Here is a 12,314-nt window from a genome sequence, read left to right as displayed (position 1 = left end):
CCGTCTCCGCTGCTGGTCGAGCCGTGTCGAAACCCACAACCGGCCACTCCACCCCGAGAACTCGGTTGCCGAGGGCCGTATCGTGACATGCATGTCTTCGCGGCTCCTGCGTCTTGTGGTCCTCTACGGCGGGGTCTCCGCCGAACATGATGTGTCACGGGTCACAGCCGCGCACGTGCTCGCCGCCGCTGACCGGCAGAAATACGACCTGGTACCCATCGGCATCGCCAAGGACGGCGCCTGGCTGCGCAACGACAAGGCCATCGCCGCGATCGCCGACGGCACCCCGCTCCCGGACGTCCTGGAGGTGGCCGGCACCGTCGTCGACCCGCTGACCGAACTCCGCGGTCACGCCGACCAGGCGATCACCGTCGTACTGCCGCTGCTGCACGGACCGCACGGCGAGGACGGCACCATCCAGGGCATGCTCGAGCTGTTCAAGCTTCCTTACGTCGGCGCCGGGGTGCTCTCGTCGGCGGTGTGCATGGACAAGGCGATGGCCAAGATCGTCGCCGCGCAGGCCGGCATCCCGCAGTGCCACTGGCTCGAATTCCGCGACGGCGTCGACGACCCGGACACCATCGTCTCGCGGGTCGTCGAGGACCTGGGTCTCCCGGTGTTCGTCAAGCCCGCGAACCTCGGATCCTCGGTCGGCATCTCCAAGGCGCACGACGAGCGTGAGCTGGACGCGGCGATCAACCTGGCGCTGCGCTACGACGACGTGGTGATCATCGAGGAGAACGTCACCGGTCGCGAGATCGAGGTGGCCGTGCTCGGCGACACGGCCCCCGAAACGTCGGTGCCAGGCGAGATCGAGCCCGGTAGCGAGTTCTACGACTACGAGGACAAGTACGTCACCGGCGCGGCGAAGCTCGTCATCCCGGCGGTCCTGCCCGACGACGCGATCGCCGAGGTCAGGGAGCTCGCGGCCCGCACGTTCACGGCGATGCGCTGCACCGGCATGGCCCGGGTGGACTTCTTCTACGAGGCCGACGGTCGCGGCTGGCTGCTCAACGAAGTCAACACCATCCCCGGGTTCACCCCCGGTTCGATGTACCCGAAGCTGTGGGAGGCCACCGGCGTGCCCTACGCCGATCTCATCGATCAGCTCGTCGCCTTCGCGCTCGAGGTCCACCGGCGCCGCGTCGGCTTCTCGACCGAGCACTGAACCTCACCGACGCCCGACGCGCGGGCCAAGTCACCCGAACCGGACGTCGAACGGCTGTAGCATCGCACGCGTGACCCACACCCAGGCTGCCCGGTCGCTGCGCGTGCTGGTCTATTCCGACGATTCCGAGACCCGGGCCCAGGTCATCAGTGCGCTCGGAGCCCGGCCGTCCCAGGACATCCCCGAGCTCAGCTTCATCGAAGTCGCCACGGCTCCAATGGTGTTCGCCCAGCTCGACGCCGGTGTGATCGACGCGGTGATCGCCGACGGCGAGGCCACCCCGGCCGGCGGGATGGGGATCGCCAAACAGATGAAGGACGAACTCGACCCGAGCCCGCCGGTGCTCGTGCTGCTCGGTCGCGCCGACGACCGCTGGCTCGCCGAATGGTCGCGAGCCGACGCCGTAGCCACTCTCCCGGTCGATCCGATCGCCCTCCCGGAGGCCTTCGTCGAGATGATCGAGAAACGCCGAACTGCCTGAAACGGGTGACTCCCGCGGGACGACCACCTAGGCTTGTGGTGTAGCTCACAACCGCGCCGGGAGGTTCTGATCGAACCCCTGGCACGGGCAGGAGAATCGCCGAGCCGGAATCGCCCACCAGGTGTTTCGGCCGCCCGGAGCGAGGAGGAGTCCACGCTTTGAACGCCTACGTCCCGATCATGATCCTCGGGGCAATCGGCGTGGCGTTTGCCGTTTTCAGCGTCTTCATCGGCGTCGCGATCGGCCCGAAACGGTACAACCGCGCCAAACTCGAGGCGTACGAGTGTGGCATCGAGCCGGTCGGCCAGAGTCTCCTGACTCCCGCCCTCCGGCGCGGGGGCGAGGGTCCCACCTTCAGCGGCCCGATCCAGCGGGTGCCGGTCAAGTACTACCTCACCGCGATGCTGTTCATCATCTTCGACATCGAGATCGTCTTCCTCTACCCCTGGGCCGTCGCGTTCGACTCCTTCGGCTGGTTCGGCCTCGCGGCCATGCTCTTGTTCATCGTCAACGTCTCGGTCGCCTACGCCTATGAATGGCGTCGCGGTGGACTGAGCTGGGACTGAGGACTTTTCGCCCGGTCACCGTCTGCAAGGAGGTCAGTCATGGGACTCGAGGAACGACTCCCCAGCGGTTTCCTGCTGAGTACCGTAGAGGATCTCGCCGGCTTCATGCGCAAGGGTTCGTTGTGGCCCGCCACCTTCGGACTCGCCTGCTGCGCAATCGAGATGATGTCCACCACGTCGGGCCGCTACGATCTCGCCAGGTTCGGCATGGAGGCGTTCCGTGCGTCTCCGCGGCAGGCCGACCTGATGATCGTCGCCGGCCGCGTGAGCCAGAAGATGGCGCCGGTGCTGCGGCAGATCTACGACCAGATGGTCGAACCCAAATGGGTTCTGGCGATGGGGGTCTGTGCATCGTCCGGCGGGATGTTCAACAACTACGCGATCGTCCAGGGCGTCGATCACGTCGTGCCCGTCGACATCTACCTCCCGGGTTGTCCTCCTCGTCCCGAGATGTTGCTCAACGCGATCCTCAAGCTGCACGAGAAGATCCAGGAGATGCCCCTCGGGGTGAACCGCGAAGAGGCCATCTGGGCCACGGAACGCGCTGCCCTGCAGTCGACTCCGACCATCGAGATGAAGGGGCTGCTGCGATGACCGACCTCGGCATGCCCGACCCGAAACCGCCCGATCCCGAGGTCATCGGCGTCCGGCACGGACTGTTCGGCGCACCGGGCACCGGCGACACCTCCGGATACGGGGGCCTGATCGATCCGATCACCCTGCCGCCGAGCTCGTCTCGACCCTACGGCAGCTACTTCGACGAGGCCGCCGATCTCCTGGAGGCCGAACTCGGCGACACCTACGACGCGGCAGTCGAAAAGGTGGTCGTCTTCCGCGACGAGATGACCATCCACGTCGCGCGGCAGCACCTCCCCACCGTCGCGTTGACCCTCCGCAACGCCCCGGGGTTGCGCTTCGAGCTGTGTCTGGGCGTCAACGGAGTCCACTATCCCGGTGACACCGACCGGGAGCTGCACGCCGTGTATCCCCTCGCCTCCCTGACCCACAACCGGCGTGTGCGCCTGGAGGTGTCGGCCCCCGACACCGATCCACACATCCCGAGCATCTGCGACATCTATCCCACCAACGACTGGCACGAACGCGAGACCTACGACTTCTTCGGCATCGTCTTCGACGGCCACCGATCGCTGACGCGCATCGAGATGCCCGACGACTGGGAAGGTCACCCCCAGCGCAAGGACTACCCGCTCGGCGGAGTGCCCATCGAGTACAAGGGGACCCGCGTCGACCCACCGGACCGGAGGAGGTCGTACAGCTGATGACCGACACAACCACCGGATCGTCGACGCCCCGTGCCACATCCCCCGACCGGGAGACCCCGACCCGCACCTACACCGTCTCCGGACAGGACTGGGACTCCATCGTCTCCGACGTCCGCACCCGCGCCGAACAGCAACCCGGCGACGAGCGCATCGTCGTCAACATGGGCCCCCAACACCCGTCGACGCACGGCGTGCTGCGGCTCATCCTGGAGATCGAGGGTGAGACGGTCACCGAGGCGCGCTGCGGAATCGGCTACCTGCACACCGGGATCGAGAAGAACCTCGAGTATCGCAACTGGACACAGGGCGTCACGTTCGTGACCCGGATGGACTATCTGTCGCCGTTCTTCAACGAGACCGCGTACTGCCTGGGCGTCGAGAAGCTGCTCGGGATCACCGACGACGTCCCCGAACGGGCCACCGTCATCCGCGTCATGCTGATGGAGCTCAACCGGATCAGCAGCCATCTCGTGGCCCTGGCCACCGGCGGAATGGAACTCGGTGCCGTCACCGCGATGTTCCTCGGCTTCCGCGAACGGGAACTGATCCTCGACCTCTTCGAACTCATCACCGGCCTGCGGATGAACCACGCCTACATCCGACCCGGTGGTGTCGCGCAGGACCTCCCATCCGACGGGCCGGGTCGGGTCGCCGAGGTCATCGCCCAGCTACCCGGCCGCCTGGACGAGCTCGGAGATCTGCTCACCGACAACTACATCTGGAAGGCGCGCACCCAGAACGTCGGATACCTCGACCTGACGGGCTGCATGGCTCTCGGCATCACCGGACCGGTGCTGCGGTCGACCGGTTATCCACATGATCTGCGGAAGACCCAGCCGTACTGCGGGTATGAGACCTACGACTTCGACGTCATCACCGCCGACACCTGTGACTCGTACGGACGCTACCTGATCCGCGTCAAGGAGATGCGCGAGTCGATCCGAATCGTCGAACAGTGCCTGGAAAGGCTCCGGCCCGGCCCGGTCATGGTCGCCGACCGCAAGCTGGCGTGGCCGGCAGATCTGGCCCTCGGCCCCGACGGCCTCGGCAACTCCCCCGAACACATCGCCCGGATCATGGGGACGTCGATGGAGGCGTTGATCCACCACTTCAAGCTGGTCACCGAGGGCATGCGGGTGCCGGCGGGACAATGCTACGTCGCGGTCGAGTCCCCGCGCGGTGAGCTCGGCGTCCACATGGTCAGCGACGGCGGCACCCGACCCTACCGGGTCCACTTCCGCGATCCGTCGTTCACGAATCTGCAGGCGGTGGCGGCGATGTGCGAAGGCGGCATGGTCGCCGACGTGATCACGGCTGTGGCCAGTATCGACCCGGTGATGGGAGGCGTGGACCGATGACCGATCCCGTGTTCGTGGAGCTCTCCACCTCACCGCCCACCGAGGATCCTGCGCCCGCGCAGGGAATCCCGGCGCCGACCATCACCTTCGACGGCCCGGCGGCCTACCCGGTCGAGGTCACCGAACGCCTCGCCGAGCAGGCGGCCCCGATCATCGCGCGCTACCCGCAGGCACGGTCGGCTCTTCTCCCCCTGCTTCATCTCGTGCAGTCCGAGGACGGTTTCATCACTCGCGCCGGCATCGAATTCTGTGCGGCACAACTCGATCTGACCGCCGCCCAGGTCGCGTCGGTGGCCACCTTCTACTCGATGTTCCGCCGCTCGCCGACCGGTGAGTACCTCGTCGGAATCTGCACCAACACGCTCTGCGCCACCCTCGGCGGCGACGCCATCCTCCGCGCGGTCTGCGACCACCTCGGGGTTCGTCCCGGCGACACCACTGCTGACGCGCGCATCACGGTCGAACACGTCGAGTGCAACGCCGCCTGCGATTTCGCGCCCGTGGTGATGGTGAACTGGGAGTTCTTCGACAACCAGACCCCCGAGTCGACAATCGAACTCATCGAGGACCTCCGCGCCGGTGTCTCGGTGGAACCCGCCCGCGGCACCGGGAGCGTGTGCTCCTTCCGCCAGACCGAGCGCGAGCTCGCCGGAGCCGCGCCCTCGTCGGCCGAACATGCCCCGAGCGCAGCCGAGACCCCACCCGAACCCGAACCACCGGAAACCCCGGTGCTGTCCCGGCATTGGGACGAACCCGAGTCCTGGTCCCTGACGAACTATCTGCGCCACAACGGATACCGCGGCCTGCGCTCCGCGCTAGACACCCCACCCGACGACGTCATCGAGATGGTCAAGGCTTCCGGCCTCCGGGGGCGCGGCGGCGCCGGCTTCCCGGTCGGGATGAAGTGGTCCTTCATCCCGCAGGAGAAGTCCCCCGGCGCCGAGCCCTCGATTCCGCATTACCTCGTGGTCAACGCCGACGAATCCGAGCCCGGCACGTGCAAGGACATGCCCCTCATGCTCGCGACACCGCATACCCTGATCGAGGGCGTGATAATCGCGGCGTACGCGATCCGCGCGCACCACGCGTTCATCTACGTGCGCGGAGAGGTCGCCTCGGTTCTGCGCCGTCTGCGCACCGCAGTGGACGACGCCTATGCCGCAGGCTATCTCGGCAGGAACATCCTCGGTTCGGGATTCGATCTCGAGCTCGTGGTGCACGCCGGGGCGGGCGCCTACATCTGCGGTGAGGAGACGGCACTCCTCGACTCGCTCGAGGGTCGTCGGGGCCAGCCGCGCCTCCGTCCGCCGTTCCCAGCGGTCGCCGGCCTCTACGCCAGTCCGACCGTGGTCAACAACGTCGAATCCATCGCGAGCGTGCCGTCGATCATCCGGAACGGTGTCGACTGGTTCCGATCAATGGGCACCGAGAAATCGCCGGGTTTCACGCTGTACTCCCTGTCCGGTCACGTCACTCATCCGGGCCAGTACGAGGCCCCGCTGGGGATCACCCTGCGGCAACTCCTCGAACGTGCCGGCGGTGTCCGCGCCGGGCACGAACTCAAGTTCTGGACCCCGGGCGGGTCGTCGACGCCGTTGCTGACGCCGGATCACCTCGACGTCCCACTCGACTACGAGGGCGTCGGCGCCGCGGGATCGATGCTGGGCACCAAGGCACTCCAGATCTTCGACGAGACGACCTGCGTCGTCGGCGCGGTGCTGCGCTGGACCGAGTTCTACGCGCACGAGTCGTGTGGCAAGTGCACGCCGTGCCGGGAAGGCACCTACTGGCTGGTGCAGCTACTCCACCGACTCGAGCACGAGGGCGGCACCACCGCCGACCTCGACACCCTCGCCGATGTCACCAACAGCGTCGTCGGAAAGTCGTTCTGCGCGCTCGGTGACGGTGCGGGCAGTCCGATCGTCTCCTCCCTCGAACACTTCCGCGACGAATACCTCGCCCATCTCGATCACGGTTGCCCGTTCGATCACTCGTTGTCGACCGTGCTGGGTTCCGAGCCGACGGGAGATGTCCGATGACCCTCACCCACGGCGGTGAACCGAAGACCGACGCCGACAACCTCGTCGGCATCACCATCGACGGCGTCGAACTGCGGGTACCGAAGGGCACCTTGCTGATCCGCGCCGCCGAGCAGATCGGCATCACCATCCCCCGCTTCTGTGATCATCCGCTGCTCGATCCGGTCGGTGCCTGCCGCCAGTGCCTCGTCGAGGTCGAGGGCCAACGAAAGCCATTGGCATCGTGCACCACCACTGCCACCGACGGGATGGTCGTCCGTACCCAGCTCAGTTCGCAGATCGCCGCAGATGCACAGCGCGGCGTCATGGAACTGCTGCTGATCAACCACCCGCTGGACTGTCCGGTGTGCGACAAGGGTGGTGAGTGCCCACTGCAGAACCAGGCCATGTCGGCCGGTCGCAGCGAGTCCCGGTTCGACGGCGTCAAACGCACCTTCACCAAACCGGTCCCGCTGTCGTCGGAGGTACTGCTCGACCGCGAGCGATGCGTCCTGTGCGCCCGGTGCACGCGCTTCTCCACGCAGGTCGCCGGTGATCCGCTCATCGAACTGGCGGATCGCGGTGCGCTGCAACAGGTCAGCATCTACTCCGACGAGCCGTTCGACTCGTACTTCTCCGGCAACACCGTCCAGATCTGCCCGGTCGGCGCGCTGACCGGTGCCCAGTACCGTTTCCGTGCGCGGCCTTTCGACCTCGTTTCCACGCCGAGTGTCTGTGAGCACTGTGCGAGCGGTTGCGCCCAGCGCACCGATCACCGGCGCGGCAAGGTGCTCCGGCGCCTCGCCGGTGACGACCCAGAGGTCAACTCCGAGTGGAACTGCGACAAGGGGCGGTGGGCCTTCGCCTACGCGACCGAGTCCGACCGCCTGACATCTCCCCTGGTTCGCGACCGGCACGGCGATCTTCGGGAGGCTTCTTGGGCGGACGCCATCCGCATTGCCGCCGAGGGGATCTCGACGGCCGCGGGTAACGTCGGAGTCCTGGTCGGCGGTCGCCTCACCGTCGAGGACGCCTACGCCTACGCACGGTTCGCCCGCACGGTTCTGAAGTCGGACGACATCGACTTCCGCGCCCGTGTTCACAGCACCGAGGAGGCGTCTTTCCTCGCGAGCCGGGTGGCCGGTCGGGGACTCGAGACCACCTACGACGACCTGTCCGCCGCGCCGGCGGTGCTCCTCGCGGGTTTCGAACCCGAAGAGGAATCCCCGATCGTCTTCCTCCGCCTTCGCCGGGCGGTGCGGACGAACGGGCAGCGGGTGGCGACCCTGGCCCCGTTCGCGAGCCGCGGTGCGCAGAAACTCGGTGCGCGACTGTTCCCCACCACGCCGGGCGCCGAAACGGAGGTCCTCGCCTCCGCCGAGGTGGCCGACCATCTGCGCGGAGCGGGTTCGGTGATCGTCGTCGGAGAGCGACTCGCCGGCGTCCCGGGTGGCCTGCAGGCCGCCGCCGACCTCGCCGACCGCACCGGCGCCCGCCTCGCCTGGATTCCGCGACGGGCCGGTGAACGCGGGGCACTCGAGGTCGGCGCACTCGCGGGTCTGTTGCCGGGCGGACGGCCGATCACCGACAGCGCCGCACGCGACGCTGTTTCGGAGGTGTGGGGTCCCGGCATCCCGACCCTGCCCGGTCGCGACACCACCGGCATCCTCGACGCGGCCCGCTACCACGGACTGTCGCTGATCGTCGCCGGCGTCGACCTCGACGATCTCCCCGATCCCGCGGCCGCGCGCGACGCACTCGCCGCCGCGCCGTTCGTCGTGAGTCTCGAACAGCGGCATTCGACGGTGACCCCGCACGCCGACGTGGTGTTCCCGGTGGCGACGGCCGCCGAGAAGGAGGGCACGTTCGTCGACTGGGAGGGCCGTCCACGCAGCTTCACCATCGCACTGACCGAATCGGGGCAGATTCCCGACCATCGGGTCCTCGACGCACTCGCACGGCGACTCGGCGTCGAGCTGCGCTGCGACGGACCACAGACCATCCACATGGACTTGCGCCGCATCGGGGCGTGGTCGGGTGAGCGACCGGCCGTCGTCGCCCACGAACGTCCGCAACGCGCACCGGCGGCCGGCCAGGCCGTCCTGGCCACCTGGCACATGCTGCTCGACCTGGGCCGCCTACAGGACGGCGAGCCGCACCTCGCCGGGACCGCCCGCCCGCCGGTTGCCCGGATGTCTCCGACGACCGCCGCCGAAGCCGGTGTCGCGGTCGGCGGGCGCGTGCGGATCAGCACCGCCGACGGGGAGATCACATTGCCCGTCGAGTACGCCGACATGCCCGACCGCGTCGTGTGGGTCCCGCTCAACTCCCCCGGCTCCCGGGTGCACGCCGACCTCCGGGCCCGGGCGGGTGATCTCGTCGCGCTGTCGCCGGCCTCGTCGGCGGACGTGGCGGGAGGTGTTCGATGACCGCTCTCGCCATCGACTACCCCGACCTCGCCGACTTCGGCCACGACCCCATCTGGCTCATCGTCCTCAAGGCCGTCGCCGTCTTCGCATTCCTGGTCGTCAACCCGTTGGTCGCGATCCTGCTCGAGCGCAAGATCATGGCACGCATGCAGTCCCGGATCGGACCCAACCGCGTCGGGCCCCGCGGAATCCTCCAGAGTCTCGCCGACGGTGTGAAACTCGCCCTGAAAGAGGGGATCATCCCGTCCGGCGTCGACAAGGTGATCTACCTCCTCGCACCGATCATCGCGGTCGTACCCGCGGTGATGGCGTTCGCGGTGATCCCGTTCGGGCCGATGGTGTCGGTGTTCGGCCACGAAACCCCGCTGCAGCTCACCGATCTCCCGGTCGGCGTACTCTACGTCCTCGCCGTGACCTCGGTCGGCGTATACGGCATCGTGCTGGCCGGGTGGTCGTCCGGTTCGACCTATCCCCTCCTCGGCGGCCTCCGTTCCACCGCACAGGTGATCTCCTACGAGATCGCGATGGGACTCACCTTCGCGGCGGTGTTCCTCGACGCCGGGACCATGTCGACCTCGGGAATCGTTGCGGCACAGGAGCACCACTGGTACTTCCTGCTACTGCTCCCGTCCTTCGTGATCTACGCGATCTCGATGGTCGGCGAGACCAACCGTGCCCCGTTCGACCTGCCCGAGGCCGAGGGCGAGCTGGTCGGCGGCTTCCACACCGAGTACTCGTCGCTGAAGTTCGCGATGTTCATGCTCGCCGAGTACATCAACATGGTGACGGTCTCGGCCCTCGCCACCACGATGTTCCTGGGCGGCTGGCAGGCGCCGTGGCCGCTGAGCACCTTCGACTGGGCGAACTCCGGCTGGTGGCCCGTCCTCTGGTTCACCATCAAGGTCTGGGCGTTCCTGTTCGTGTTCATCTGGCTCCGAACCAGCCTGCCGCGGTTGCGTTACGACCAGTTCATGAATCTGGGCTGGAAGGTGCTCATCCCGATCTCACTGGTGTGGGTGATGGTCGTCGCGATCATCCGCGCCTCCGTCGGCGGCGACGATGCCGAGTTGATCCGGGCACTCGTCTCGGCGGGCGCCGGTCTCGCGGTGACCGCGCTCATCGGTTACGCGATCTGGCGGATGATGCGGGTCCCGGAGGTGCCGGAGGCCCCGGCCGAGCCGGAGAGCCCGGCCGAGTTCGATCCCATGGCCGGAGGGTTCCCCGTGCCGCCCCTTCCCTCGACGGATTCGAGATCCCAGCCCGTCCGGATCGATCCCGAGCCGCCCCTTCCCGCCGATCGGACGCCGAGCAGGGAGACCACCGATGCCTGATTTCCTCAAGCCCGTCAGTGGATTACGCGTCACCTTCGGTGGCATGTTCCAGCCGACCATCACCGAGCAGTATCCCGAGGAGAAGCGGCCGACCGCGCCCCGCTATCACGGTCGGCACCAACTCAATCGTCATCCCGACGGCCTGGAGAAGTGCATCGGCTGCGAGCTCTGTGCGTGGGCCTGCCCCGCCGACGCCATCTACGTCGAGGGCGCCGACAACACCCCGGACGAACGGTATTCGCCCGGGGAGCGGTACGGCCGCGTCTATCAGATCAACTACCTGCGCTGCATCGGCTGCGGGCTCTGCATCGAAGCCTGTCCGACCCGTGCCCTGACGATGACCAACGACTACGAGCTCGCCGATGACAACCGCGCCGATCTCATCTACGAGAAGGATCGGCTTCTGGCGCCACTGGCACCGGACGTCGAACCGCCACCGCACGCCATGGCGCCCGGCGCGACCGAGGAGAACTACTACCGCGGTGAGGTCACCTCCGACGGCCGGGTGGTGCCGCTCCCGACCCCGACGGTCCGCGAGGGTGCCCGGGAGCCGCGCCCATGATGCCCGGGTCGATGACCGCGATACTGGCCGACGAGGTGGTCCGCACCTCGACCGGTGAGGCCGTGCAGTTCTGGGGTGCTCGGTGTGATCGCGGTGGCCGGCGCGCTCGGCGTCGTCTTCGCCACCAAGGCGGTGTACTCCGCGATCTTCCTGGCCACCACGATGATCGTGCTGGCGGTCTTCTACGTGGCGCAGGGTGCGCTGTTCCTCGGCGTCGTGCAGGTGGTCGTCTACACCGGCGCGGTGATGATGCTGTTCCTCTTCGTGCTCATGCTGATCGGTGTCGACTCCTCCGACTCCCTGAAAGAGACCCTGCGAGGGCAACGCGTCGCCGCGATGCTCGTCGGCCTCGGGTTCGGCGTCCTGCTGATCGCCGGGATCGGCAACGCCACCATCGCGGTCACCTCCGGCGCGACCGCCGCCGGCGCTTTGGGTACCGACAGCAACTACGGCATCGAGGCCATCGCCGAACTCATCTTCGTCCGGTACCTCTGGGCGTTCGAGCTCACCGGTGCACTCCTCATCGCGGCGACCCTCGGCGCGATGGTCCTGGCCCACCGGGAGAAGTTCGGTCCACGCCTCACCCAGAAGGAGTTGTCGCAGGCGCGATTCCGCACCGGCGTCAACATCACGCCCCTCCCGAGTCCCGGTGTCTACGCCCGGCACAACGCGGTCGACGTCCCGGCACGACTCCCCGACGGGAGTCCCTCCGACCTCTCGGTGAACGCCATCCTGGCCGCCCGTACCCTGCGCCGGAAGAGTACGGAGTCCCCGGAGAACTCGGGGGACCGGGATCCGGGGGGTCGATCATGAACCCGGAGAACTATCTCTACCTGTCGGCATTGCTGTTCACCATCGGTGCCGCCGGAGTGCTGCTGCGGCGCAACGCCATCGTCGTCTTCATGTGCATCGAACTGATGCTCAACGCCGCGAATCTCGCCTTCGTCACGTTCGCCCGCATGAACCAGTCCTTCGACGGGCAGGTGATCGCCTTCTTCACGATGGTCGTCGCCGCGGCCGAAGTGGTCGTCGGGCTGGCCATCATCATGACCATCTTCCGATCGCGCCGTTCGGCGTCGGTCGACGACGCGGATCTGCTGAAGCGGTAGAGGAGGATT

General features: G+C 67.5%; 11 protein-coding genes and 1 pseudogene. All 12 read left to right on the top strand.

Features of this window, described 5'->3' with window-relative positions; all coding sequences use genetic code 11:
• Positions 1–91 precede the first annotated feature (91 nt).
• The 12 genes and pseudogenes from RVF83_RS07590 to nuoK all read left to right on the top strand — a co-directional run bounded on the left by RVF83_RS07590 (position 92) and on the right by nuoK (position 12,305).
• Entirely contained in the window at positions 92–1,168 is a 1,077-nt protein-coding gene (locus tag RVF83_RS07590) for a D-alanine--D-alanine ligase family protein (protein ID WP_005200518.1), read from the top strand.
• A 70-nt stretch (positions 1,169–1,238) separates the two neighbouring features.
• Entirely contained in the window at positions 1,239–1,649 is a 411-nt protein-coding gene (locus RVF83_RS07585; protein WP_005200519.1) for a hypothetical protein, read from the top strand.
• A gap of 158 nt (positions 1,650–1,807) precedes the next feature.
• On the top strand, positions 1,808–2,215 hold the full coding sequence (locus tag RVF83_RS07580; RefSeq protein WP_005200530.1) for an NADH-quinone oxidoreductase subunit A: 408 nt from the start codon (positions 1,808–1,810) through the stop codon (positions 2,213–2,215).
• Positions 2,216–2,254: 39 nt separating this feature from the next.
• Positions 2,255–2,809: a NuoB/complex I 20 kDa subunit family protein gene (locus RVF83_RS07575; RefSeq protein WP_005200532.1), complete on the top strand. Its 555-nt coding sequence runs from the start codon at positions 2,255–2,257 to the stop codon at positions 2,807–2,809.
• A complete protein-coding gene (locus tag RVF83_RS07570; protein WP_005200534.1) occupies positions 2,806–3,495 on the top strand; it encodes an NADH-quinone oxidoreductase subunit C in 690 nt (229 codons plus the stop codon). The genes RVF83_RS07575 and RVF83_RS07570 overlap by 4 nt, the downstream gene beginning before the upstream one ends.
• The gene (nuoD, locus tag RVF83_RS07565) at positions 3,495–4,856 is read left to right on the top strand and encodes an NADH dehydrogenase (quinone) subunit D (protein WP_005200536.1); all 1,362 of its coding nucleotides are present in this window, start codon (positions 3,495–3,497) and stop codon (positions 4,854–4,856) included. Before RVF83_RS07570 ends, nuoD begins: the two co-directional genes overlap by 1 nt.
• Positions 4,853–6,895 carry an NADH-quinone oxidoreductase subunit NuoF gene (nuoF, locus tag RVF83_RS07560; protein ID WP_005200538.1) on the top strand — a complete coding sequence of 681 codons (2,043 nt, stop codon included), beginning with the start codon at positions 4,853–4,855 and terminating at the stop codon, positions 6,893–6,895. Before nuoD ends, nuoF begins: the two co-directional genes overlap by 4 nt.
• Entirely contained in the window at positions 6,892–9,303 is a 2,412-nt protein-coding gene (locus RVF83_RS07555; RefSeq protein ID WP_005200539.1) for an NADH-quinone oxidoreductase subunit G, read from the top strand. The genes nuoF and RVF83_RS07555 overlap by 4 nt, the downstream gene beginning before the upstream one ends.
• The gene (gene nuoH / locus RVF83_RS07550) at positions 9,300–10,634 is read left to right on the top strand and encodes an NADH-quinone oxidoreductase subunit NuoH (RefSeq protein WP_005200541.1); all 1,335 of its coding nucleotides are present in this window, start codon (positions 9,300–9,302) and stop codon (positions 10,632–10,634) included. Before RVF83_RS07555 ends, nuoH begins: the two co-directional genes overlap by 4 nt.
• The gene (nuoI, locus tag RVF83_RS07545; protein ID WP_005200543.1) at positions 10,627–11,196 is read left to right on the top strand and encodes an NADH-quinone oxidoreductase subunit NuoI; all 570 of its coding nucleotides are present in this window, start codon (positions 10,627–10,629) and stop codon (positions 11,194–11,196) included. The genes nuoH and nuoI overlap by 8 nt, the downstream gene beginning before the upstream one ends.
• Positions 11,193–12,009, top strand: a pseudogene (locus RVF83_RS07540) (NADH-quinone oxidoreductase subunit J). Before nuoI ends, RVF83_RS07540 begins: the two are co-directional and overlap by 4 nt.
• Positions 12,006–12,305 (top strand): NADH-quinone oxidoreductase subunit NuoK, encoded by a 300-nt coding sequence (gene nuoK / locus RVF83_RS07535; RefSeq protein ID WP_005200546.1) that lies wholly within the window; start codon positions 12,006–12,008, stop codon positions 12,303–12,305. The pseudogene RVF83_RS07540 and the gene nuoK overlap by 4 nt, the downstream one beginning before the upstream one ends.
• Positions 12,306–12,314: the final 9 nt, after the last annotated feature.

The organism is Gordonia rubripertincta (assembly GCF_038024875.1).
Lineage (GTDB): Bacteria > Actinomycetota > Actinomycetes > Mycobacteriales > Mycobacteriaceae > Gordonia > Gordonia rubripertincta.
Note: the sequence above shows the minus strand (reverse complement) of the source record. Positions and strands in the feature narration are given on the sequence as shown.